The sequence below is a fragment of the Halomonas sp. THAF12 genome, from assembly GCF_009363675.1.
Classification (GTDB): Bacteria; Pseudomonadota; Gammaproteobacteria; order Pseudomonadales; family Halomonadaceae; genus Halomonas; species Halomonas smyrnensis.
Genome location: NZ_CP045399.1, coordinates 481,376 through 506,081, shown reverse-complemented (window position 1 = coordinate 506,081; position 24,706 = coordinate 481,376). Strand labels below are relative to the sequence as shown.

The 24,706-nt window shown below is 64.6% G+C and carries 22 protein-coding genes; 6 read left to right on the top strand and 16 right to left on the bottom strand.

What is annotated here, in order from left to right:
- Positions 1-33 precede the first annotated feature (33 nt).
- Positions 34-882, top strand: coding sequence for a tryptophan 2,3-dioxygenase (gene kynA, locus FIU88_RS02295; protein ID WP_152478025.1), 849 nt, complete (start codon positions 34-36; stop codon positions 880-882).
- 75 nt (positions 883-957) lie between these two features.
- Complete coding sequence (locus FIU88_RS02290; RefSeq protein WP_152478024.1) at positions 958-2,610, top strand: acyl-CoA dehydrogenase family protein; 1,653 nt, start codon at positions 958-960, stop codon at positions 2,608-2,610.
- 103 nt (positions 2,611-2,713) lie between these two features.
- Here FIU88_RS02290 and FIU88_RS02285 read toward each other — a convergent pair whose 3' ends face one another.
- Positions 2,714-3,331, bottom strand: a complete 618-nt coding sequence (locus FIU88_RS02285; RefSeq protein ID WP_172977640.1) for a LysE family translocator — start codon at positions 3,329-3,331, stop codon at positions 2,714-2,716.
- Between the two features lie 162 nt (positions 3,332-3,493).
- Between FIU88_RS02285 and FIU88_RS02280 the strand changes: the two genes are divergently transcribed.
- A complete protein-coding gene (locus tag FIU88_RS02280; protein WP_152478023.1) occupies positions 3,494-4,108 on the top strand; it encodes an exopolysaccharide biosynthesis protein in 615 nt (204 codons plus the stop codon).
- 22 nt (positions 4,109-4,130) lie between these two features.
- Positions 4,131-4,943 carry a DUF1206 domain-containing protein gene (locus FIU88_RS02275; RefSeq protein ID WP_253742685.1) on the top strand — a complete coding sequence of 271 codons (813 nt, stop codon included), beginning with the start codon at positions 4,131-4,133 and terminating at the stop codon, positions 4,941-4,943.
- A gap of 589 nt (positions 4,944-5,532) precedes the next feature.
- Here the strand turns inward: FIU88_RS02275 and FIU88_RS02270 are convergent.
- The 11 genes from FIU88_RS02270 to aldA form a co-directional block, all read right to left on the bottom strand.
- Complete coding sequence (locus tag FIU88_RS02270; protein WP_152478022.1) at positions 5,533-6,414, bottom strand: glycine betaine ABC transporter substrate-binding protein; 882 nt, start codon at positions 6,412-6,414, stop codon at positions 5,533-5,535.
- 74 nt (positions 6,415-6,488) lie between these two features.
- The gene (locus tag FIU88_RS02265) at positions 6,489-7,220 is read right to left on the bottom strand and encodes an ABC transporter permease (RefSeq protein ID WP_152478021.1); all 732 of its coding nucleotides are present in this window, start codon (positions 7,218-7,220) and stop codon (positions 6,489-6,491) included.
- 4 nt (positions 7,221-7,224) lie between these two features.
- On the bottom strand, positions 7,225-8,382 hold the full coding sequence (locus FIU88_RS02260) for an ABC transporter ATP-binding protein (protein WP_152478020.1): 1,158 nt from the start codon (positions 8,380-8,382) through the stop codon (positions 7,225-7,227).
- Between the two features lie 46 nt (positions 8,383-8,428).
- Positions 8,429-9,073 carry an ABC transporter permease gene (locus FIU88_RS02255; RefSeq protein WP_301339552.1) on the bottom strand — a complete coding sequence of 215 codons (645 nt, stop codon included), beginning with the start codon at positions 9,071-9,073 and terminating at the stop codon, positions 8,429-8,431.
- A gap of 1,210 nt (positions 9,074-10,283) precedes the next feature.
- Entirely contained in the window at positions 10,284-11,705 is a 1,422-nt protein-coding gene (locus tag FIU88_RS02250) for an aldehyde dehydrogenase family protein (RefSeq protein ID WP_152478018.1), read from the bottom strand.
- Between the two features lie 154 nt (positions 11,706-11,859).
- Positions 11,860-12,825: an NAD(P)-dependent oxidoreductase gene (locus tag FIU88_RS02245; protein WP_152478017.1), complete on the bottom strand. Its 966-nt coding sequence runs from the start codon at positions 12,823-12,825 to the stop codon at positions 11,860-11,862.
- A 220-nt stretch (positions 12,826-13,045) separates the two neighbouring features.
- The gene (locus FIU88_RS02240) at positions 13,046-13,951 is read right to left on the bottom strand and encodes a LysR substrate-binding domain-containing protein (RefSeq protein WP_152478016.1); all 906 of its coding nucleotides are present in this window, start codon (positions 13,949-13,951) and stop codon (positions 13,046-13,048) included.
- A 38-nt stretch (positions 13,952-13,989) separates the two neighbouring features.
- Positions 13,990-14,745, bottom strand: coding sequence for an IclR family transcriptional regulator (locus tag FIU88_RS02235; RefSeq protein WP_253742682.1), 756 nt, complete (start codon positions 14,743-14,745; stop codon positions 13,990-13,992).
- Positions 14,746-14,825: 80 nt separating this feature from the next.
- Positions 14,826-16,448, bottom strand: coding sequence for a GMC family oxidoreductase (locus tag FIU88_RS02230; RefSeq protein WP_152478014.1), 1,623 nt, complete (start codon positions 16,446-16,448; stop codon positions 14,826-14,828).
- 4 nt (positions 16,449-16,452) lie between these two features.
- On the bottom strand, positions 16,453-17,688 hold the full coding sequence (locus FIU88_RS02225) for a mandelate racemase/muconate lactonizing enzyme family protein (protein ID WP_152478013.1): 1,236 nt from the start codon (positions 17,686-17,688) through the stop codon (positions 16,453-16,455).
- 188 nt (positions 17,689-17,876) lie between these two features.
- Positions 17,877-19,301 carry an aldehyde dehydrogenase gene (aldA, locus tag FIU88_RS02220; RefSeq protein ID WP_152478012.1) on the bottom strand — a complete coding sequence of 475 codons (1,425 nt, stop codon included), beginning with the start codon at positions 19,299-19,301 and terminating at the stop codon, positions 17,877-17,879.
- 149 nt (positions 19,302-19,450) lie between these two features.
- Between aldA and FIU88_RS02215 the strand changes: the two genes are divergently transcribed.
- Positions 19,451-19,705: a hypothetical protein gene (locus FIU88_RS02215; protein WP_152478011.1), complete on the top strand. Its 255-nt coding sequence runs from the start codon at positions 19,451-19,453 to the stop codon at positions 19,703-19,705.
- Positions 19,706-19,919: 214 nt separating this feature from the next.
- Here the strand turns inward: FIU88_RS02215 and FIU88_RS02210 are convergent, their stop codons facing one another.
- Positions 19,920-20,774 carry a LysR family transcriptional regulator gene (locus tag FIU88_RS02210; RefSeq protein ID WP_172977639.1) on the bottom strand — a complete coding sequence of 285 codons (855 nt, stop codon included), beginning with the start codon at positions 20,772-20,774 and terminating at the stop codon, positions 19,920-19,922.
- 113 nt (positions 20,775-20,887) lie between these two features.
- Here FIU88_RS02210 and FIU88_RS02205 point away from each other — a divergent pair, with 113 nt between their 5' ends.
- Entirely contained in the window at positions 20,888-21,742 is an 855-nt protein-coding gene (locus tag FIU88_RS02205) for a hypothetical protein (RefSeq protein WP_216647293.1), read from the top strand.
- A 134-nt stretch (positions 21,743-21,876) separates the two neighbouring features.
- Here FIU88_RS02205 and FIU88_RS02200 read toward each other — a convergent pair whose 3' ends face one another.
- From FIU88_RS02200 to FIU88_RS02190, 3 genes are all read right to left on the bottom strand, one after another.
- Complete coding sequence (locus FIU88_RS02200; protein WP_016855134.1) at positions 21,877-22,572, bottom strand: FadR/GntR family transcriptional regulator; 696 nt, start codon at positions 22,570-22,572, stop codon at positions 21,877-21,879.
- 129 nt (positions 22,573-22,701) lie between these two features.
- Complete coding sequence (locus FIU88_RS02195; protein ID WP_040478163.1) at positions 22,702-24,219, bottom strand: tripartite tricarboxylate transporter permease; 1,518 nt, start codon at positions 24,217-24,219, stop codon at positions 22,702-22,704.
- Positions 24,216-24,689 carry a tripartite tricarboxylate transporter TctB family protein gene (locus tag FIU88_RS02190; protein ID WP_152478008.1) on the bottom strand — a complete coding sequence of 158 codons (474 nt, stop codon included), beginning with the start codon at positions 24,687-24,689 and terminating at the stop codon, positions 24,216-24,218. The genes FIU88_RS02195 and FIU88_RS02190 overlap by 4 nt, the downstream gene beginning before the upstream one ends.
- Positions 24,690-24,706: the final 17 nt, after the last annotated feature.

Genomic DNA, 24,706 nt, shown 5'->3' with positions numbered 1-24,706 from the left:
CGCCGCCATCCGCACTCTCTCCCGGAGCCCGCCATGACCGACTCGCATCAGCATCGCCCCCGCGTCGACCTCGACAGCGAGGCCATCCACTGGGACCAGGACATGAGCTACGGCCAGTACCTGGGCCTGGAGACCCTGCTCGACTGCCAGCATCCGCGCTCCCGCCAGCACGACGAGATGCTGTTCATCGTCATCCACCAGGCCTCGGAGCTATGGATGAAGCTGTGCCTGCACGAGGCCCACGGCGCCGCCGACTGCATCCGCCGCGACGAGCTGCGCCCGGCGTTCAAGATGCTGACCCGGGTCGCCCGCATCCAGGAGCAGCTGATCAAGGCCTGGGAGGTGCTGGTGACCATGACGCCGGCGGACTACTCGAGCTTTCGCGACGAATTGGGCCAGAGCTCGGGCTTCCAGTCCTTCCAGTACCGCGAGCTCGAGTTCCTGCTCGGCAACAAGAACGCCAGGATGGTCGAGGCCCACCGCGCCCATCCCGACCACCACGCCCACCTGACCGCGGTGCTGCAGGCGCCGAGCCTCTACGACATCGTGCTGCAGCGCCTCGCCGCGCGCGGCTTCGCCATTCCCGACGGCCACCTGGCGCGCGACTGGGCCGAGCCCTATGCCGCCTCGCCCGAGGTCGAGGCCGCCTGGGCGGCGGTCTACCGCGACACCGCCACCCACTGGGACCTCTACGAGCTGGCCGAGAAGCTGGTCGACCTGGAGTACAACTTCCAGAAGTGGCGCTTCAGCCACATGAAGACGGTGGAGCGCATCATCGGCTATCGCCGCGGCACCGGCGGCACCGCCGGGGTCAACTACCTGGTCAAGGCGCTGGATCTGCAGTTCTTCCCCGAGCTGTGGTCGGTGCGCACCTCGCTCTAGGGAGAGGCCGGGCGGCTTTGACCGGCTCGCCGCCAGCCGCCATGCTCAGGGGAGTCCGCCTGCCGGAGGTCCGTCATGCACGATCACGCGCCCCGCGACCGGCTGGCCACCCATGCGGTGACCAATCAGCCGCCCCCGCCCGAAGACCGCGACGCCCTCGCCGACGACACCCCGCTGCGGGAGGCGCTCGCGCGGGAGGCGCCGGACTGGGTCGCCCGCCGCCTGGCCTCGCTGGGCCGCGAGGTGGGCAGCCGGCGGGTGCAGGCGCTGGGCGAAGCGGCGAATCACCATCCGCCCGAGCTCAGGCTGTTCGACCGCCACGGCCGGCGCCTGGACGAGGTCGCCTACCATCCCGCCTATCACGAGCTGATGCACCTGGCGCTGGATCACGGCTGGCACGCCGTGGCCTGGCAGGAGGAAGGCCGCGGCGGCCATCAGGCCCACGTCGCCGCCCTCTACCTGCTGACCCAGGCCGAGCCGGGCTTCTGCTGCCCGGTGACCATGACCCACGCCGCCCTGCCGGCGCTGCGCGCCTCGCCCGAGGCCATGACCGAGTGGGCGCCGAAGCTGCTGGCCTGGGACTACGACCCGCGCCCGCTGCCCGCGGAGCAGAAGAGCGCGCTGACCTTCGGCATGGCGATGACCGAGAAACAGGGCGGCAGCGACGTGCGCGCCAACACCACCCGCGCCGAAGCCACCGGCGACGGCTGGCGGCTGACCGGCCACAAGTGGTTCTGCAGCGCGCCCATGTCCGACGCCTTCCTGACCCTGGCGCAGACCGACGAGGGTCTCGGCTGCTTCCTGGTGCCGCGCTTTGCCCCGGACGGCACGCGCAACCCGATCGAGCTGCAGCGCCTCAAGGACAAGTGCGGCAACCGCGCCAACGCCTCGGCGGAGATCGAGTACCGCGACGCCTGGGCCCGGCCGCTGGGCGAGCCCGGCCGCGGCGTGGCGACCATCCTGGCGATGGTGCAGCAGACCCGGCTGGACGCCGCCACCGCGCCGGTGGCGATGATGCGCCAGGGGCTGGTCGAGGCCTGGCGCTTCGTCCAGCATCGACAGGCCTTCGGCCGCCGGCTGGCCGAGCAGCCGCTGATGCGCACGCTGATCGCCGACATGAGCCTGGAAGTGGAAGCCGGCGTGGCGCTGACGCTGCGCACCGCCCGGGCCTTCGACGGCGCCGCGCGAGGCGACGACCACGAACGCGCCCTGGCCCGGCTGCTGCCGGCGCTGGCCAAGTACTGGCACAACAAGCGCGCGCCGGGCTTCCTGGCCGAGGCCATGGAGTGCCTCGGCGGCATCGGCTACGTGGAGGAAACGCCGCTGGCGCGGCTGTATCGCGAGGCGCCGGTCAACTCGATCTGGGAGGGCTCGGGCAACGTGATCTGCCTGGACGTGCTGCGCGTGCTCGGCCGCCATCCCGAGTCGCTGGCCGCGCTGCGCGAGGAGTTCGATGCGGTGCAGGGCGAGTCCGCCGAGCTCGACGCCGCCCTGGCCGAGCTCGAAGGCCTGATCGGCGAGTCGCCCGAGGCGCTCGAGCCCCGCGCCCGCTGGCTGACCCAGCGCCTGGCCCAGTGCCTGCAGGCCGCGCTGCTGCTGCGCCACGCCCCGCCGGCGGTGGGCCACGGCTACTGCCGCGGCCGGCTGGGCGAGCGGGTCGGCGGCGCCTACGGGGTGCTGCCGGCCGAGGCGCGCGTGGACGAGATCCTGGCCCGCCTGCCGAGCTGAAGGAGCCGGACCGCTCCCCATCGATCGGCTGGCCGGCGTGACGGCGGCAGTGGGGCTCCATGCCCCGTGTCCGAGGCGTTACCGCCAGGGCGTCACGACCGCGCTACATGATCGGCCCCGCCACCACGCGCAGCGCCAGCCCCAGCAGCAGCACGCCGGTGATGCGATTGATCCAGTGCGCCCGGGCCTGCAGCCAGGGCAGCACCCGCGAGTGGGAGAGCCCGACGGCCACCAGCACGTACCAGCCGCCGTCGATGACCACCGCCGTCAGCACGATGATCGCCCGGGCGGCCAGGCTCATGTCCGGCGTCACGAACTGGCTGAGCAGGGCCACGAAGAACAGGATCAGCTTGGGATTGCCGAGTGCCACCAGCATGCCGTCGCGGGCCGCCTGGCGCCGGGTCGTGGCCATCGCCTGGGCGTCCAGCGCCCCGCCGCGGCCGGCCCGCAGCGCCTTGACGCCGAGCCACGCCAGATAGGCCGCCCCGCCCCAGGTGATGGCCTGGAACAGCGTCGGGAAGCTCACGATCAGCGCCCCCAGGCCCCACACGGTCAGCAGCGCATAGAGGCCCACCCCCAGCGCGTGGGTGAGCGCCGCCATGATCCCCGGCACGCGACCGCCGCCCAGGGTATGGCGCAGCACCAGCGCCAGGCTCGGCCCGGGCGACATCGCCCCCATGGCACAGATCGCGGCCAGCGACATCCATAGCGAAAACGGCATGAGAGTCTCCTTGTCTCGAGAGCCGGCCGGCGATATCGAGGCTCGCCGGCAAAGCGGGAAGGACGGGGCGTTCAGCATACGATATCGTGATGCCGGACGCCCGGCAGGCGCGACGAGGGCATGCCGGCGCCCATCCTCCCATTTCCCGGACGGCAGGACCGCATGACCGACGACGCCCAGCAAGTACCGCCCCAGGAAGGCCCCGGCAGCCTGACGACGCTGATCACCCGGGTCCAGCAGGCCGGTGAACAGCGCGACGACGTGAGCCTGGAGGCGATCCTCGATACCGTCGGCCGGCGCAGCTTCGCGCCCTTCCTGCTGGTCGCCGGGCTCGTCACCCTGGCGCCGGTGATCGGCGACATTCCCGGCGTGCCTACCCTGATGGCCACGCTGGTGGTGCTGGTGGCCGCCCAGTTGCTGCTGGGGCGCGAGCACTTCTGGCTGCCGCGCTTCCTGCTCGAGCGCCGGGTCTCCCGCTCGCGGTTCGTGCGGGTCACCGACTGGATGGCGCGCCCCGCCCGCTGGATCGACCGCTACCTGCGCACGCGGCTGGTCTGGCTCACCCGCGCCCCGGCCCACCTGCCGGTGGCCCTGACCTGCCTGCTGATCGGCCTGGCCATGCCACCGATGGAGCTGGTGCCCTTCTCCGCCAACGGCGGCGGCCTGGCGCTGACGCTCTTCGGCCTGGCGCTGCTCGCCGAGGACGGCCTGATGGCACTGGTGGCCTACCTGCTGACCGGCACCACCCTGGCGCTGGTGGTCATCGGCCTCGCCTGACACTTCGACCGTGGAGCCCACGATGCCAAGATCCGATTCCCGACTGACGCGGGGCGTGGCCCTCGCGGCCGGTGCCGGCTATGCCGCCAAGGGCATCGTCTACCTGCTGGTGGGCGGCCTGGCCTTCCTGGCGGCGGTCGGGCTGGGCGGCGACAACGTCGGCACCAAGGAGGCCCTGTTCGGCCTCGCCCGCCAGCCCTTGGGCGACCTGATGATCATCGCGCTGGGCGCGGGGCTCGCCGCCTATGCCGCCTGGCGCCTGCTCCAGGCCGTGCTGGACACCGAGGACGCCGGGCACGGCCCCAAGGGGCTGGTTACCCGGCTGGGCTTTGTGATCAGCAGCCTCATCCATGCCAGCCTCAGCGTCTACTGCCTCGACCTGCTGCGCGACGTCGCCGAGGCCTCGGGCAGCGATACGGCCAGCGACCGCACCGCCCAGGTGATGAGCCACCAGGGCGGGCTCTATGTGATCTTCGCCGTCGGCCTGGTGTTCATCGCCATCGGCCTGCGCCAGCTGTGGCGGGCCATCCGCCAGTCCTACCTCAAGAACTGGTACCGCCAGGATCTGGGGCCGCTACAGCAGCGGCTGGCCGACATCATCACCTGCTGGGGGCTCTCCGCCCGCGGCCTGGTGTTCCAGGTGATCGGCCTGTTCCTGTGCCTCGCCGCCTGGCGCACCGACCCCAGCGAGGCCCAGGGCCTCGGCGGCGCGCTCAACGTGCTGGCCGCCCAGCCCTTCGGCCCCTGGCTGCTCGGCGCGGTGGCTCTCGGCCTGGCCAGCTATGGTCTCTACTGCCTGATCAACGCCGTCATTCGCGACACCAGCCTCGACTGAAACGACTCCACCGAGGCGGCGAACACTCACTGCGCCCCCCTGCGCTAGGCGACATGAAAAAACAGCGGCCCGATACCGGGCCGCCGTTCAACAGGGATGGGGCGTACGGCCATCGCCGATGCTCGGCGACGATGACGATCCGGCAGGCATCAGGCAGGAACGAAAAAAGCCGCCCTGAGGGGGCGGCGAGAGACCGTGACTAACAATGAGGAGGAGCTGGCAGCCGCTGACCCTAGCGGCCGTCAGCCGTGGCGGTTCATCAACGCCACGCCCTCAACGTAAATTCTCCTCGCCGCCCCGTCAATGAAAATGCGAATACTTTTTATCTATCGCTCGAGCTCGGCGACCCGGCGACGCACTCCCCGGCCGGAAACGGGCCGAAGAAAAGCGGCCGGAGAAGGCCGTCGAGGGATACGAGGATGTGCCGAACCGGAGAGGAAACGACACCCTTCCGGTATTCCCGCGTCGCGGGAGTCGCAGTCATTCAACAAGGGCTGATAAACCAACCGCCGTCCTTGGCCTCTCTCCGCAGCCAGGCTTGCCCCGGCGAATCGCCAGCACCAAGACGCTGCTGGCGCTGCGTAGTCCGTTAGATCAGGTCCTGCTCTTCGAGGAAGGACTGTGCCACGTCCTCGATGGTCTCACGCTCGACGTCGACCCGGGCGTTGAGGCTTGCCATGGTCTCGTCGTCGAGCAGCGCGGACAGCGCGTTCATCTGCTCGGCGAGCTCCGGATTGGCCTCCAGGGTCTCCTCGCGCACCACCGGGGTCAGCGCATAGGCCGGGAAATAGCCCTTGGTGTCTTCCAGGATCCGCAGGTCGAAGGCCGGAACGCGGCCGTCGGTGGAAAAGACCACCGCGACATCGACCTCGCTGTCGCGCAGGGCCGAATACATCAGACCGGTATCCATGCGAACGATATCGCTACGCCCCACCTTGAAGTCGTAGGTCTCCTGCAGCGGACGCCAGCCGTCATTCCGCGAATAGAACTCGGTGTCGAGCCCCACCGTCAGGTCCATGTCGTTGTTGACCTCATCGGCCAGATCCTCGAGCGTCGCGATGCCGTGCTCCTCGGCATGATCCTCGCGCATGGCCATGGCGTAGGTGTTGTTGGCGTCGGACGGCTCCAGCCACACCAGGCCCTTCTCGGCATCGAGTTCCTTGACCTTGTCATAGGTGGCCTCACGAGACAGCGACTCACTGATATCGTTGTAGACGATCAGCGAGGTGCCGGTGTACTCCCAGTAGAGGTCGATCTGGCCGTTTTCCTGGGCCTGGCGCAGCACGGCGGAGCCCATGCCATCGCGCCGGGTCACGTCATATCCCAAGTCGTCGAGATACAGCTCGGTCATGTTGGCGAGAATGAGCTGCTCGGTATAGTTCTTGCCGCCAACGTTGATCTCGTTGGCCTGGGCGCTGGTCATGGCACCGGCCAGAGCCAGGCCGGAAAGTGTCATCATCACGCGTTTCATGGTGGTCTCCTTGGTATTGTCGGCTTGGTCTTTCACATGAGGCCGCCGGGGCGGCCGAAAAGGCTCGGGTCGTTTCAGTCCCGTGTCGGATTGACGCCGCGCGGCACCACCAGGAAGGCGGTGGTGGCCACGATGGCATCGACCACGATCGCCAGCAGGGCGGTGGGAATGGCCCCGGACAGCATCATCACCGGGTCGTAGAGATCGATGCCGGTGAAGATCAGCTCGCCCAGGCCGCCGGCGCCGATCAGGAAGGCCAGCGGCACGGTGCCCACGTTGATGGTCAGCGCCGTGCGGATACCGGCGAAGATCACGTAGAGGGCATTGGGCATCTCGACGCGCAGCAGGCGCTGGGCCGGCGACATGCCGATGCCCGAGGCGGCCTCCATGAGCGCCGGGTTGACGCCCTTGAGGCCGGCGTAGGTGTTGCGGGTGATCGGCAGCAGCGTGGCCACGAACAGCCCGAACACCGCCGGCACGGTGCCGATGCCGAGAAAGCTCATCGACAGCGCCAGCACCGCCAGCGTCGGGATGGTGGTGCCGACGTTGAGCACCTGCATGGCCGATTCGGCGATGCGGGCCATGCTGGGGCGCGACAGCAGCACGCCCAGCGGAATGGCCACCAGGATGGCCAGGCCGCCGGACATGAGGGTCAGCCACAGGTGCTGCACGGCCAGGAACTGGACGTCGGGCAGGTAGAAGATGAAGTCGTCGATGACCCCGCTGGACTGGCTCCACACGCCGAGGAAGAAGATGGCGATGAGCAGCGCAATGCGCAGGGCCCCCTTCAGGCTCCGGATCGGCATCGGCTTACTCCTTGGTGGCCGGTTCGGCGGTCGCGGCGGATTCCGTGGGGCGGAACCGCGAGCCCAGGTGGTGGGTCATGGCGCGCTGGGTGATCTGGCCGCAGACCCGGCCGGCCTCGTCCACGCAGGGCAGCCAGGTGATGTCGTTGGAGAACATCAGCGAGGCGACCTTGCGCAGGTCGTCGTCCAGCGACACGGTGGCCGGCACGTTCTGGAAATGGTCGCGGCAGTAGCCCCGGGTGGTGCGCGCCTGGGAGCGGGTGATGACGCCGACCGGCTGGCGGCGATCGTTCACCACCAGGATCGCGTTCTGGTAGCCGAAGTCGTCGATCCGGGCCAGGGCGGTCTCCAGGGTGTCGCTGGGCGACACGGTGCCGATCTCGTCGGAGACCACGTCGCGCACCTTGACCAGGTTGAGGCGCTTGAGCGCCCGGTCCTCGCCGAGGAAGGACTCGACGAACTCGTCCTTGGGGTTGGCCAGCAGCTCGTCCGGGGTGGAGTACTGCTCCAGGCGGCCGGCGCGAAAGATGGCGACCCGGTCGCCCATCTTGATCGCCTCGTCGATGTCGTGGCTGACGAACATGATGGTCTTGTTGAGTGCCTGCTGCATCTTGAGGAACTCGTCCTGGATCACCGCGCGGTTGATCGGGTCGATGGCGCCGAAGGGCTCGTCCATCAGCATCACCGGCGGATCGGCGGCCAGCGCCCGGGCCACGCCGATGCGCTGCTGCTGGCCGCCGGAGAGCTCGTTGGGATAGCGCTTGAGGAAGGCGTCCGGGTCCAGCGCGATCATGTCCATCAGCTCCCGGGCGCGCTCCCGGTACTTGGCCTTGTCCCAGCCCAGCAGCTTGGGCACCACCGTGATGTTGTCCTCGATGGTCATGTTGGGGAACAGGCCGATCTGCTGGATCACGTAGCCGATATTGCGGCGCAGCTCCTGGGTGTTCAGGTCGGTGGTGTCCTCGCCGTTGATGAACACCTTGCCCGAGGTGGGGCGCACGATGCGGTTGATCATCTTCAGCGTGGTGGTCTTGCCGCAGCCGGAGGGGCCGAGCAGGATGCAGATCTCGCCGGCCGGCACCTCCATGTTGATGTGGTCGGCGGCGGTGACCGCGCCCTTGGGGGTGTCGAAGACCTTGGTCAGGTTGTCGAGTCGAATCATGCGGGGGAATCCTTGTTTGATGAGCCGGGGCCCGCGCGGGACGGGATCAGGCCGTCTCGGCGGCGCGCTCCATCCCGAGGGGCGTCAGGCGCTTCTGCAGCGCCAGCAGGCCGTAGTCGACGATGATCGCCAGCAGGCTGACCGCCACCGCGCCGACGATCAGCTGGCGCGGGTCGGACTGCGAGATGCCGCGGCTGATGAAGGTGCCGAGCCCGCCGGCGCCGATGTAGGCGGCGATCGCCATGACGCCGATGTTGAGCACCACGGCGGTGCGGACGCCGGCCATGATCACCGGCACCGCCAGCGGGATCTCGACCATGCGCAGCCGCTGGTTCTGGCTCATGCCGATGCCGCGGGCCGCCTCGCGCAGCGCCGGGTCGACGTTGTGGATGGCGGTGTAGGTGTTGCGGATGATCGGCAGCTGCGAGTAGAGCAGCACGGCGATCACCGCCGGCAGATAGCCGATGCCCTGGCCGATCAGCGACAGCACCGGGATCATGATCCCGAACAGCGCGATGGACGGCACCGTGACGATGATCGAGGCCGCATACAGCACCGCCTTGGCCAGGCGCTCGTTCTTGGTGATGGCGATGCCGATGGGCACCCCGGTGAGGGTGGCGATGCCGACGGCGACCCCGACCAGCGCGATGTGCTCGAGGGTCCTCGAGAGCAGCAGGTCGAGGTTGTCCATCGCGTATTGGATCAGTTCCAAGTCAACTCTCCTCTTGATGGGCAGGCCCCGTCGCCCTGCGTTTGGCAAACGATAAGCGACGGTAACATGTTGCTATGACGGCTTCCTCATGGTCCTGAGCGAGGCATCGATAGCGACGGGGCCTGGCCGATAAAGCGTGACAGACTATCACATGCTCCCCCTGCCTTGATCTCGCCATCATGCCGAGAAACGGGGAAAGCCGTGAAGCTAAAGCGTCAAGAAATTCATGTCGATATCGCGGCACCCCATGCCGCTTTACTCCCCGAAGGGCGGCGGCATTCCCTTGCCAGGCCGCCCCGCTCCGATGCCACTGAGGTGAGGGGTACTCCCTTCCCGGAAAGGCGACACGGTCAGCATTATTCGGAAGGGCGTGGGCGGGGCTCGCTCAATCTCACCCACCCATTCCAGGGCTTGTCCACCATTGAAAGCTCTTGTCGATCAACGATGAATAGACGGATCCACCATCTGTCGAGCCATCATCAAAAAGGCACGACATGCGCCCTTTGCGCCTGGAACAGGAACCCTATTGAAGATGGAATTTCCGAACAATTCACAGTTTTTTTCGATTGGTAAATTTTCATTATTATTCCCACCTTATCCGAAAGGTATATCGAAAATCATCGGAAAAAATCAATCAAAAAAACATCATATTGCATGATGATTATTCCGAACAAACTTATCAAAACCCGCCCAACCCTTCCCACCGAGATCTCACACTCAAGCCTCGACACAAGACCCATACCGGCCACGCCAATGTCATCAACCAGGTCTTCTCTACGGTCATAATGCGTGACGAAGGGATCACAACGGCATCGATGCCCCTTGACTCCACGAGGAATGAGAAGCGGCACCCTGGAGATGATGACTCCCCGTCATTCTTCGGAAACATCTACGCAGGAGATGGTAGAGACACGAAGCCGACTGACATCGATCAGCACCATCATCCGTCGCCATCGCATGCCGAGGCTTCTTCTTGCCATGACTTCCACGGCATCACCCCTCTTCCTGCAGAGCACGAGGCTCGTCAGTCAAGAGATGGTGGTGCGATCCGAGAGACTACAGGAGGCGTGAGGGAAGGAGGGAGGGAGGGTGGCGCGAATACGGTAAAGTCGTCGCCACCCTTTCGGAGCCTGCTCCTTTAGTTAACAAGGCACATTACCGGTGATCTTGGCGGCCTCGCCGGAAAATATCAGGTCCCGATAATGGACTTGATCTCGACATACTCGAGCAGGCCTTCTTCACCAAACTCGCGGCCATTGCCGGATTGCTTGTAGCCGCCAAAGGGCGCTTCAAAGGAGAACTCGGCCTCCTGGAGGTAGCATTGGCCCGCCTGGATTCGCCGGGCGATCGGCAATGCCTCATTCACATCGCGAGCATATACCGCCGAGGACAGCCCGTAGATGGTATCGTTAGCGATCTCGATGGCCTCATCAATGCTGTCATAACCCAGCAGGCACAACACCGGTCCGAAGATTTCCTCCTGAGCGATCTCCATATCATTCTTCACGTCGCTGAAGATCGTCGGACGAACGTAGTAGCCGCGATCCAGATGGTCCGGTGCATCAAGGCCACCCTCGACGAGAGTCGCCCCTTCTTCGAGGCCACGCCGTATGAAATGCTGCACGATGGACTTCTGACGCTCGGACACCACGGGCCCCATGGTCGTACCGGGGCGCTTCGGATCCCCCACGACCTGCTCTCTGGCAATATTACCGGCCAATGCCGCCGCATCTTTCAACAGTGCACGCGGCACCAGCATGCGAGTGAACGCATCGCACGTCTGGCCGGTATTGGCCATCACGTTTTCGACCCCCAGGCGAACGGCCGCTTCGAGATCGGCGTTCTCGGTAATCACCAGAGGAGACTTCCCCCCCAGCTCCTGGCAGACACGCTTCACGGTAGGAGCCGCGTTCTCCGCGACCTGGACACCCGCCCTGGTGGACCCGGTAAACGAAATCATGTCCACATCGGAATGAGCGGCCATGATCGGGCCGATATCCGAGCCGACACCGGTCACCAGGTTGAACACTCCGGGGGGAAGGCCAACTTCCTCGAAGATTTCGGCCATGATGAAGTCCTGGAGGGGCGTCTGCTCGGCCGGCTTGGCGACCACCGTGCAGCCTGCCGCCAGCGCGGGGGCCAGCTTGCCGATCAGCTGATGAAGTGGGTAATTCCAGGGATTGATCAACGCACAGACACCGATAGGCTCGCGCACCAGGGAAACGCTTCCCCTCTGCTCGACTTCCTCCATTCGGCTGGCGCGCTCGGCATAGTACTGCATGCCCTCGATCGGACCATCCACATGGATCGCACCGGCCATCTCGATCGGGCTGCCCACGGTCAGAACATGCGCATCGCGGAGTTCGTCATAGCGCCGCTGCATTTCCTTCGCCGCCGCCATCAAGAGATCATGACGCTCGCTGGCTGGCGTCGCAGCCCAGGAAGGAAGCGCCTGGCGGGCGGCATGAACCGCGGCATCAATATCCTCTTGAGTGGCACGAGGCACCGAGGCACAAGCCACCTCGGTCGCCGGATCCACCACCTCCAGGCACTCGTTACCATGAGGCGCCTGCCAGCTTCCATTGATGTAGAAATGCGTCAAATGTTGCATGCGATACTCCCGTCATATCGTGGTGAAGCGAGGCTAGGGGCGGAAGGCACCTGTGACGCCCACCGTGTCATCAACAGACCAGCCCTGGACAGCCGCCCCTGCCGACATGTCGGTCATCCCCCGGCGCTGGAGAGATTCCATGCCCATGGATGGATCAAGAGGACCGCTTGTGGGGCACGACGACCTCGTAACCCGCCTCTTCGGGCTCATCATCCGTCAGTTCGTCAGGGAAGCCTTCGCCCAGCACCTGGACATCGCAGGTCTCCTCGAAACGGCGCACGATGTTGGAAGACCATTCACGCGGACCAAAGCGCTCCTGGCCGTCACGGAAGATATCCATGAGCAGCGGGGAAATCTCCAGCGGCACCTCCAGCTCCTTCGCCAGCTCGTCGAACAGGCCAACATCCTTGAGCACCAGATCCATGGTAAAGCTGATGTTGCGGCTGCCGTTGAGAATGACCTGAGACTCGGTTTCATGGACGAAGGAAGTGCCCGAGGAGATGCGAATGGCCTCATAGGCAGTGTTCATGTCCAGGCCAGCCTTCTTGGCCACGGTCAGGGCCTCGACAACGGAGCACAGGTTGGCGGTAGCCAGGTAGTTCGTCATCACCTTGAGCACCGAGGCCGATCCCAGGGGCCCGGTGTGCAGCACACGCCGCCCGAGTGTCGTGAGAACGGGAAGGACCTTGTCGAAGGCCTCCCGGTCGCCACCGGCGAAGATGGAAATGTTCCCGGTGGCGGCTCGGTGACAGCCGCCGGAGACCGGTGTCTCCATGGCCAGCGCCCCTGTCGCCTGAACCTTTTCGGCGATGCGGACCAGCTCCGCGTCATCGGTGGTGCTCATTTCGAGCCACACCTTGCCCTCGGAGAGGCCCGCGATGATGCCGTCCTCGTCTTCCATGACGGCACTGCAGGCGGCCGGAGAAGGCAGGCAGGTGATCACCATGTCGGTCGTTTCCGCCAGCGCCTTCGAGGACTCGGCCCAGGAGGCGCCCATATCGAGAAACGGCTGGGCCACGTCCCGCTCCAGGTCCCTGATGGTGACATCATAGCCATTCCTGATCAGGCTACCGGCCAGCTTTCCACCCACATTTCCAAGCCCGACAAAACCCACTTTCATGATCAATCTTCCTTTCACCTGACAAATACGGAAAATGGCCGGCCCTCCCTCTCAAGGGGCCAACACGACCATTCCACTCATCGAATAGGAAAGGAGACTAGGAAAAACAAGAAAACGGGGCAATTCATATTATTTTTTCGGCGTTAACCCCTGTTTACCAATCAGAAAAAGAGGCATCTTAAAGGCAGATCTTCCAGTCACACGAAGGCCATCTCACGCACTAATTGATATGAGACACCAGCCAGTCCGTGAAGGCCATGACCCGGGGGTCTTTCGCCACATCTCGGTGACATATGATGCCCCACTCCCCCGATGTTTCCACCACCTTACCGACAGGGTTGGTCAACCTGCCCGCGGCTATATCATCATCGGCGAAAGGGCCATTAACCAGCGCGACACCCTCTCCACGAACGGCCATTTCCAGGGCAGCTGCCAGCGTATCCACAATGACATGATCTCTCGGAGTCGACTCCTCCAGAGAGGAGGATGACTGGAGCCTTAACCAGCTGTCCCAACTCCAACCTTCGGTATAGACACCGACCAGAGGGAACCGCTTCAAGTCCTCGGGAGAAATCTCATCTTCCGCCATCATCGACGGGCTACAAACGGGAAACAGCTCGGAAGGAAAAAGGCGAGTCCAGTGCAAGTGAGACGGCACCGGGCTATCGCGAAAGATGATGGCAATATCGGCATTGGCCTCATCGAAGGCCCAGTCCACGCTATAGGTCATCAGCTGCAGTTCCACTTCCGGGTGGTCCTCGTGAAACTTGGCAAGCCGCGGCGCCAACCAGCGTATCGACGTCGTGACATACACCTGAACCCGCAGTGGAGAACTGTGCTGGAGCTGCCGAACCCCCTCCGCGCCATTGATCAGCGTGATAATGGCATCACGCACATGGGGATAGAAACGCTCACCCGCGGCGGTCAACTCGATATGACGCCCTGCGCGCTTGAACAGCTTGACACCGAGGCTCTCCTCCAGGCGCTGCACCTGGTTGGCGACGGCAGGATGCGTCAGGTGGAGCTCCTCGGCGGCCGCCCTGAGGCTTTGCAAGCGCGCCGCGGCCTCGAACCCCCTCAGAGAACTCAGCGGTGGCAGCTTGTGGATCGGTAAGGGCGTCGACATGGGGACTCTCTGGATACGAAATGAGTCGCAGGGCGGCGTCAAATGACCCTCGCCGACAACTGGCGAGCCGCCTGGACAAGGAACTTGGAGTAGGACCTGGCATCTTCGGCCTTGATGGCGCCTCCATGGATGACGGCGCTGATCGCGGCGATCGGTTCATTGCGCATATTCAACACGGGCGTCGCGATACAGCCGGTGCCTTCCTGATCCAGGGTCGATGAAATGGCATAACCAAGCCGGCGCGCCCTGTCCAGAGAGTCGAACAACGTGCCTTGCGACTCATCGTCGAGCGCCTGAGGCGGCTGATCATCACAATAGTCTTTCCAATAGGCCTGGGGCCTCATGGAAAGAATCGCCCTCCCGGCTGCCGACGCCTGCATCGCCATCGTCTTTCCAATGAAGATATCGACGCTGTCATTGGAAGAGGCATCGACCTTCGACACCACGACGACCTTGCTGCCGATTGGCACACAAAGGAAGATGGATTTATGTATCTCGTTCTTCAGAATCTCCGCTATCGGATAAAACAGCGGCACAAGACTCTGCTTGTTATAGATGGTCGACGATATCTGGAACACCCTGGAGCCGATGCAGTATGCCTTCTTCCTCCCCGGATCCTTCGCCACCAGCTGATGCTGCAGCAGGGCATTGACGACGCGATGCCCCGTTGCCGGAGATATGCCGGTTGACTCACAGATCTCCGACAGCGTTAATGGATAGGATGAAGTCGCAAGGACATCGAGAATCATGACACCATGATCGATGGCTGGCGCTTTCGTCTTCTCATGATTCACGATCGACTTCCCTCAACACCCTCTCTCTCATAGCACGCACCATCTGCCACCCTCTCGGCGATAGCGACTCGGGAGGTCAATCACCACTCCCCATTATCCTCCAGCACCATGTCGGCGCCTTTCTCCGCCACCATCATGACCGCAGCATTCGTATTCCCGGAGGTTATATTAGGGAATATCGAAGCATCGATGACTCTTAGGCCTGCCACGCCATGTACCTTCAGGCGCTCATCCACGACCGCCCTTTCTGCATCGGGCCCCATGGTGCACGTGCCGCACAGATGATAGATAGAGCCCGAATGCCGTCGAAAATACTCTAACATACTGTCATCATCGTGCGCCGCCCCCGCGGGCGAAACCTCGGCCTCGGTCACCGCCTCCATCGCCTGGGTCCGCATCAGTCGACGAATGAGACGACTGCCCTGTATCACCTCGTCTTCATCGTGCCGGGTGCTAAGATAGTTGGGCCTTATGCCCGCCGCCACATTCGGGTCCGCCGACACGATGCCTACGCTGCCACGGCTGGTCGGGCGACATGAATTGAACGCCACCAGAAACCCGGAGTAGGGATCGGGCGTCAGTTTCGCCTTCGGGTCGTTGGGAATCTGATAGGACATGGGGTTGAAGTAGAGCTGCAGGTTCGGCTTCGTCTCCTGTTCGCTGCCACGGAAGAACCCTCCCGCCTGGTTGACGCTCATGCCCAGGGGGCCACTACGGTTGACCAGGTACTGCAGCCCGGCCCGGGTCTTCCGCCACAAGGAGGAAAATTCGTCATTGAGCGTCTTGTCGCGGGCCCTGAAGTAATAGCTGACGGCCAGGTGATCCTGCAGGTTCTTGCCGACGGCAGGCAGGTGACGGACCAGGGGAATGTCGAAGCGGCCCAGGTGTTCACCATCGCCAAGCCCCGACAGCTGCAGCAACTTCGGCGAATCCACGGCCCCGGCACACAGGATCACCTCCCGACGCGCACGAACGGCCTGGAGCCTGCCCCGGTCACGATACTCCACCCCTTCGATACGCCGCCGGGCGTCCAGCCGTACCCGCTCCACCCGGCCGACTCGCTTCAGGTGCAGATTCGAGCGCGAGAGCGCGGGCACCAGATAGGCCGTATTGCTCGAGTCGCGCCGCCCATCACGAATATTGGCCTCGTAGATCCCTGCGCCTTCCAGGGAGGCACCATTGAAGTCCTCGTTGATCGGATAGCCCAGCTCACGGGCGCCATCGAGATAGGACCGGCAGATCGGATGCGCCCCATCCCTCAACGGGGTAATGCCGATCGGCCCCTGGCCGGAGTGATACTCGGTATCCCCGGCGGGATGCTGTTCGAGCCGCTTGAAATAGGGCAGCACCTGCGTGTGCCCCCACCCCCGGTTGCCGGCTTTTTCCCAGTCATCGAAATCATCGGCCTGGCCGCGCACGTAGATCATGGCGTTGATCGAGCCAGAGCCGCCCTGGACCTTGCCTCGCGGGGCGTAGATCTGCCGCCCCGCCAGCGACGCTTCCGCGTCGCTGTAGTACATGTAATTGTACCGGGGGTTATAGTAGGTCTTGGCGAAGCCCACCGGGACCTTGATCCAGGGCGAGCTATCGCGCCCACCCGCTTCGATGATCAACACGCTGTAGCGCCCCGAGGCGCTCAGCCGGTTGGCGAGCACGCACCCCGCCGAACCCGCGCCGACGATGACGAAATCGTAGTCTTCCATCGCGTCATGACCCCGGGCGCTGCTTCCAGCCGGCATCCGACTGTTCCTTGACGTCATAGGGTCGCGGATCCATTTTCAGGTGCAGCGACCCGCCCGTATAAGGCGAATGCTCCCGGACCATGGCCATGTCCAGCTCCACGCCCAGCCCCGGCCGGTCGGAAGGAATCACGTAGCCATCGCGCCACTCGATCTTCTGTTCGAGGATGTCCGCATGGAACCCGCCCCAGGTGCCGATGCTTTCCTGTATCAGGAAGTTGGGCGTGGCGGTCGCCAGCTGGATGCTCGCCGCCGCCCCGACGGGGCCGTTGTAGAGGTGCGGGGCAATCTGGGCATAGTGCACTTCCGCCAGGGTCGCGATCTTCTTCCCCTCGAGGATGCCCCCGACCCGCCCCAGGTTCATCTGCAGGATCGAGGCGGCGTTGTGACGCAACAGATCGTGGAACTCGTACTTGGTGGTCAGGCGCTCGCCGGTCGCCACGGGAATGGAAGTATGATCCGCCACCCTGGCCATCGCCTCACTCTGCCCCGGCGGCACGGGCTCTTCGAACCATAACGGGTCGAAGGGCTCCAGGTATTGCGCCAGGCGGATCGCTCCCGCCGGCGTCATCTGACCATGGGTGCCGAACAGCAGGTCACAGCTGTTGCCCACCGCCTCGCGAATACGCTGGCAGAACGTGGCGCTCTTCTCCATCGCCTCCAGGGACAGCATATGGCCGGAATAGGCCGTGTAAGGCCCGGCCGGGTCGAACTTCAGGGCAGTGAAGCCCAGCGCCTGGTTCTCGAGGGCGCTCTCGACGGCCAGTTCCACGTTGTCGTAGTCGTAATGGCCATTGGCGTCGCGCGGGTACAGGTAGGTATAGGAACGCAGCTTGTCATGCACCTTGCCACCGATCAGCTCGTAGACCGGAAGACCCGCGGCCTTGCCCACGATGTCCCAGCAAGCCATCTCGAGGCCGCTCAACACGCCCATCATGCTCAGGTCGGGGCGTTGGGTGAAACCACTCGAGAAGGCCTCCCGATACAGGCGCTCCACGTGGTGCGGGTCATGCCCGTTGAGATAGCGTTCGAACACGTCCTCGACGGCCGCGGCCATCACCCGTGGATGGAAGGAGGCGGCATAGACCTCCCCGACCCCTTCGATGCCACAGGCCGTGCCCAGTTTGACGAAAATCCAGTACATGCCACCGACATGCGGAGGCGGGGTAGCGACGACATGGACCTCGCAGCTGACGACTTTCATGCAAGTTTCCTCTATGAGATACGCTGGCGTAGGGAACAGACCAGGCATGATGCGACGCTCGCCCGACGACCGGCGCCGGGCATGGTGGCAGCATCGATGCCGCTGGTGAGAGACGGTAGGTCACGGAAGGCATGGGCGGCGCCCCGGCCGGCCAGGCCGGGGCACCGATGCCATGATCCGGGTGGGGCTCAGTAGTTCAGCACGACCAGGCGCGTCTGGGTGTAATCCAGCATGCCGTGCTTGCCGTCATCGCCGCCGAGGCCGGAACGCTTCCAGCCCGCGTGATAGCCCTGGAAGGGATCGGAAGGCGTGCGATTGATGTAGACCTCGCCCGCTTCGATGTTGTTGGCCACGGTCATGGCCGTGCGGTAGTTCTCCGTGAACACCACCGACGCGAGGCCGAACTGGTGATCGTTGGCCAGCTCCAGGGCTTCATCGATGTCCCCGTATGTCAGCACGGGCAGCACCGGGCCGAAGATTTCCTCCTGGACGATTTCCATCTCCTGGCGACACTGCGTCAGCAGCGTCGGCGGGTAGAAGTGGCCCTTGTGCTCGGGCACATAGCCCCCCGTTTCCAGCCTGGCCCCATCGTCGATCGCGCGCTCCACCATCTGGTGGATATTGAGGCGGGCATTCTCGTTGATCAGCGGCCCCATATGAGAAGGCTCATCGGCGCGATTGCCGAAGGCACAGGCCTCCAGGTTGGCTTTCAGCAGCCCCACGAACTCCTCGTAGACCGATTCATGCACATAGACCCGCTCGATCGCGGTACACAGCTGACCGCAGTTGGTGGTCTTGGAGGCCACGATCTGCTGCGCGGCCTGCTCCAGATCGGCGTCCGGCTCGACGATGGCCGGCGACTTGCCGCCGAGCTCCAGTGATGACTTGGCGATATTGACCTGGGAGTATTCCAGCACCTTGCGCCCGGTGCCGACGCTGCCGGTCAGGGTGATCATGCCCACCTTGGCATGCGTGCAGACGGCCTCCGCGGTGCCATGATCCATCGTCAGGATATTCACGACCCCGGCCGGCAACTCGGCCGCCTTGACGGCGGCGGCGATCTCGAAGGCCGAGCGGGGCGTATTGTTGCTGGGGCGTACGACGACGGTATTACCGGTAATCAGCGCCGGCGCCACCTTGCGCAGCAGCGTGAAGACCGGATAGTTGAACGGGATCAGGCAGGCCACCACCCCGATGGGTTCGCGCTGCAGCAGCAGGCTCTCGTTGGGCGTGTCACTCGGCATGACATCACCCTCGATGCGACGCGCCCACTCGGCATGGTAGCGCGTGATCTCTGCCGCATAGATCGCCTCGTTGGTCGCATCCTCGAGGCTCTTGCCGGATTCCTCGGCCAGCGCCCGGCCGATCACCTCACGCCGCTCCATCAGGGCATCGGCCAGCCTGTACATATGGGCCGCGCGCTCGACGCTGGTCAGCTTGCGCCACGCCCTCTGCGCCTGGGCGGCGATGTCTACCGCCTCGAGCGCCTGCTCGGTGGTGGCCGCCTGGACCTGCCCCACCAACGCCTCGGTGGCGGGGTTGTAGACCGGAATCGTGGCGGCCTGAGGGCTAGAGACGAACTCGTTGTTGATGAAGTTACCGTCGGTGCTCATGACTCACTCCTCTGGAATTTGACGCCTAGGCTAAGGAGCCTCTCCTCGAGGCGTCAACAAAATTCTATATACAAAATTATTATTCCATATATGAAATAAAGAAGCATCGAGGCTCGACGCTCCGAGGGGCCCGCCCCGCGCCTCACCGGATGGCCAAGCCCTATTCGCCGACGATAGCGAGGGAAAAAGCACAATGGATGGCGATGAACGGGACTTCGCCCCTCCTCGCCGGCACCCTGCCCCTGCTGAATGGAGCGATCGCGGGCCTCGCGGAGAGCATCGACACCGGCCGCCGCGGTCACCGCACGCCACCGGGCGGTGGGCACGAAGGCAATCAGGGATGTCTGGAGGCAGGGCCGGGGTTCGATGAGGCTGGCATCACTCATATGCCGAACATCGAGTGATGACAAAGATGCTTGATCGGGATGGGCGATTATCCGGCCCTGCGACGACACTGCCGTTCCCGGTGGCCATCGGGTCGTCGAGCCTCCCCGCAAGGGCCTGACCGGTTCAGGCTTGGCGCCACTGACTCAGGGGCGAACCGGGTCGAGGGGCGAAACGGCATGCCCCGAGCCGAAGCGCCGACACGCGCGGTACCGGCCGACAGCACGCCCCGGTTCAACCGGGGGCAATCAGGCGATGCAGCTCCTCGATGGCCACCGTCAGTCGCTCCGGCTGGATGGGGTCATTGGGGTACGCGATATATGTCGGGCACGAAAACTCCGGGGCTCCCGGCACACGATGGAGATCGCCACGTTCCAGATGGACGCGCACCGAGCTTTCCAGTAGATAGGCGGAGCAACCGCGCCCAAGGACAAAATGAAACGCCAGGCTGGGATGATCAATCTGCAGCTTCGGCGTACGCGCTTCCGGAAACGCGAGCGCATGCTGGTGGCGAAAATCATCTCCCCAGTCAACGTAGATATAATCTTCCGACCAGGAAGCATTGAGCTCACGGTCACGAGTCCCCGATACCAGGATGAGCTTTTCCTCCATCAACCGCTGGACCGTGAGGTTCGGGCGTTTCTGCGGCACGTAAATGATGGCGACATCCAGGAAGCCATCGCATAGGAAACGCGTGAGTGGCTCCGAGTAGTCCACCACGGTGCGCACCCCCAATTCAGGCGCACGAGACTGGATACGCTGAATCCACTCGTAGCCGACCCGCTCCCAGAGCGCCGTCTGGATCCCGAGTCCCACCACCGAGCTCAACGTCTCGGGCAGCACGATGTCATGACGGGCCTGCTCCCAGGCCTGCACCGCCGTGGCCGCATAGCGATGGAATTGACGCCCCGCCATGGTCGGGTCGGCGCCACTGGACCGGCGATCGAAGAGCACACAGCCCAGGCGCTGTTCCAGCACCTTGATGCGGGCCGACACCGTGGACTGGGTGACATTCAGTCGCTGGGATGCCAGTTGGAAGCTGCCGGTGGCGGCCACTTCCAGGAACGCACGCATGTGGTCGATGTTCATGGCCTGCCCCATCCTGCCTATCGATTTTTTCGATCTCTGACACTAACAAATCTCGTTTCCCCAATCACAGGGCGAGCATCGACAATGCCGTGAACGACGTAACGGAGACCATGATGAACACGAGAGCCGCACTGGACGAGATCATCGACACGCAACGATATCCGATTCACGAGCCCGGCACGGCCGCCTATGACAAGCTCGTGGAGCGCTGCCAGGCATCGCTGGCCGAGGATGGCTGCTGCACACTGCCGGGCTTGCTGCGTCCGGCTGCCGTTGAGCGCATCGCCCGTGAGGCAGAACTCCTCGCGCCCCAGGCCCATCGTCACCAGGCCAGTCACAACCCCTACTTCTGCGAGCCTCGCCCGGAGCTTGGCGAAACACATCCGATCAACCGCTTTCAGGAGCGCACCAACGGATTCGTCTGTTCCGACCTGATCGATGCCGACTCGGACCTGCAGACGCTGTACCAAAGCGAGGGCATGACGAGGTTCATTTCCCAGGCGTTCGAGATCGATCCGCTGCACCGATTCGCGGACCCACTGGCGTGCATGCCGTTCAATGCCATGCAGCCTGGCGACGCCTTCCCCTGGCACTTCGACACCAACGAGTTCACCGTGACCTGGATGATCCGGCCACCCGAGCACGGCGGGGTGTTCGAGTACGTGCCGGGCATACGCGACCCTGAAGATGAGCATTATGATGATGTCGCCGCCGTCATGGCGGGCCACCGCTCGAAGGTCCGGACCCTCGACCTCGGCGCGGGAGACATGCAGCTGTTTATGGGCCGCTACACATTGCACCGAGTGACACGGGTTCAGGGCTCACGCGCGCGTCATGTGGCCATTCCCTCATGGGCGCGCCAGCCCGACATGGTGGGAACGCCGCATCGGGTGAAGCACTTGTACGGCCGGGTGCTACCGGTCCACCTCGAGCGCGCCAACATGCGCGATGACAGCCTCGTCGACTGATGGAAACCGCCCCACTGTGTTGCACGTCGTGGCGGGCACCGTCTCGGGCCATGCGGCCCGAGTGCGGCACATGGGGCGATACGAAGCGGCCCGGGAACGCCCCGGGCTGTCGTTAGCCGCCCTTTTTCGCGGGGTCAGTGAGTGCCCTCGAACATGCGGCGACGCGCGTTGTCGATGTGTGCCCGCATAGCGGCTTCGGCCCGTTCCCCATCCTGCGCCTCGATGGCCTCGACGATATCCAGATGCTCGTCCTGCACCTTGCGCAACCGCGTCTGGGAGGCCATCAGAGAGAGGCCCCGCGTGAGGTTCATGCCGTTCTTGATGCTCTCGTTGAGCGACTTGAGCACGGTGGTGTAGTAGTGATTGCTGGCCGCCTCGGTGATGGCCAGGTGGAAGCGGTAATCCTCATCGGTCGCCAGGTCCTGTCGGGCGTTGGCCGCGTCGATGATGTCATAGCAGCGGCGGATATGATCCAGCTGGTCCTGGGTGCGACGCAGCGCCGCCAGGTGCGCCGCCCTCGCCTCGACATTGGTGCGAAACTCGAAGCAGCGCTGGATGTCGGCGATGCTCGAGATGGGAGCGAACTCGAGCACGGCACTGTCGGGCTGGCGTATCACGAAGCTGCCCGAGCCGCGACGCGACACCACCAGCTCGTCTTCCTTGAGGCGGGCCAGCGCATCGCGCAGCACCGGGCGAGATACCCCATAGCACTGACACAGCTGCGCCTCGGTCGGCAGCTTCTTGTTGACCGGGTATTGGCCCTCGATGATCGCCGTCAGAATCTTTTCGTAGACCGCCGAAGCCAGTGAAAACTTCTCGTCTTGTGCCATATTCCTTGTGCTCCGGTTACCCTGCTCTCTGATGACCCCATTCCCCGAGGTGGCGTCTCTGCTACCGTCTGCATCAGGGGCCTGGGGGGCCCGCTCCCGACACCCCAGGCGCCCTTGTCGCGCGGATCTTCAAGCCTCGGCGGCCGTTTCACTGGCCGACGCACGGCGCCCCGGGCGCTTCCACACCCCGTTGGCGATGATCAGCGTCCAGACCAGGATGGCGAGCCCCGCCAGCACCATGGCGATGGGCCGGTCGACGAAGGCGGTCAGATCACCATCGGACTTCAGGATCGAGCGCATGAAGTTGCTCTCGATGATCGGCCCGAGGATGAACGCCAGGATCAGTGGGCCGAGGGGGAAGTCGTTCTCCATCAGGAAGACACCCACCAGTCCCAGCCCGAGCATTACCCAGACGTCGAACATGCTGTTGTTGGCGGAGAAGGCGCCCACGATACAAAACATCAGGATCAATGGGTAGAGAACCCCCGTCGGCACCGAGAGCAGGCGCCCGGCGCCCTTGATCGCCATGAATCCCAGGGGCAACAGCAGCAGATTGGCCAGCACGAAGACCAGGAAGATGGCGTTGACCAGCGCCCCCTGCTCGGTGAAGACATCCGGCCCCGGGGTGATCCCCTTGGTCGTCAGTACGCCGATGATGATGGCGGTGACGGTATCGCCGGGGATGCCGAACACCAGCGCGGGGATATAGGCCCCGGACAGGGCCGCGTTGTTGGCGGCGCTGGCGGAGACCAGCCCCTCGGGATGGCCGGTGCCGTATTTCTGCGGCTCACGGGACAGCTTGCGACTGATGGCGTAGCTGATCCAGGAGGCGATATCCGCCCCCGCCCCCGGCAAGGCGCCGATCATGGTGCCCAGCAGCCCGCCCCGGGCAACGCCGCCCTTGTAGCGCCAGGTGGTGCCCGCGACACCACCGAACCCTTCACGGCGCGGCGTCTCCTTGCGGGAGGCCCCTCGCCCTGCGGTCGGCAGGCTACGCAGCAGCTCGGTGATGGCAAACAGCCCGATCAGTACCGGCAGCAGCGAGATGCCGGCCAGCAGGTTGTAGTTGCCCAGCGTGAAACGCACCTGACCGGAGACGCTATCCATGCCGACCATGGCAATGGCCAGGCCGATCAGCATCGAGATCGCCCCCTTGAGCGGGTCACCTCCGGCCACCAGGATGGCGCAGGACAGCCCCAGCAGCGCCAACCAGAAGTATTCATCGCTGGTGAATTCCAGCGCAAACTCGGCAATACGCGGGGCGAAGAGCGCCAGCACCGCGACCCCGATGACGCCACCGAGCATCGAGCAGGTGACGTTGATGCCGAGCGCCAGGCCAAGCTGGCCGCGCTTGCCCATCAGGAAGGCCTCGTCGGCATACACCGCGGACGCGGGCGTGCCCGGCATGCGCAGCAAGGCACCGGGAATATCCCCGGCGACGATGGCCATGGCGGTGGCCGAGACGATGGCGGCGATGGCCGGCAGCGGGTCCATGAAGAAGGTCACCGGCACCAGCAGGGCCGTGGCCATGGTCGCCGTCAGCCCCGGAATAGCCCCCATGAAGAGGCCGAACAGGGAGGCGGCCACGATCACCAGGATCACCTCCCACTGAAACACCATGGCTGTCGCTTGCAGCAATTCGGTCATGGGTACAACACCTGTTCAAGGAGCCCGGGCTCCAGCGGCACATGCAGCAGCTGGGCAAACAACAGCCAGATGACCGCCGTCGCCAGCACCGCGGTCAACATTGCCCGCGCCCACCCGCGGCGGTGATAGGCACGAAACAGCAGGCTGAGCAGCACGAAGGCCACGATGGGGAAGCCCAGCACCGGCGTCAGCCATACGTAGGCGACCACGCTCGCTACCACGGCGGCAAGCGTCAGCAGGAAGGGGCGAGCCGCGACCTTGCTCGTCCAGCGGCACCAGGGCTGGCGCTGTCTCAGCCCCTTGATCACCATCAAGCCCCCCATCAGCAGCAGCAGCCCACCCACCACCTTGGGAAAGGTGCCGGCCCCGTAGACCTGGCGCGGCAGCGGGCTCAGGTCGGCCGACGCCACGATGAGGGCAGCCCCCAGGGCTGCCGCCATCGCGCCCGACACCGCATCACTGGTGCGCATCTCGAACACCTCCCGGA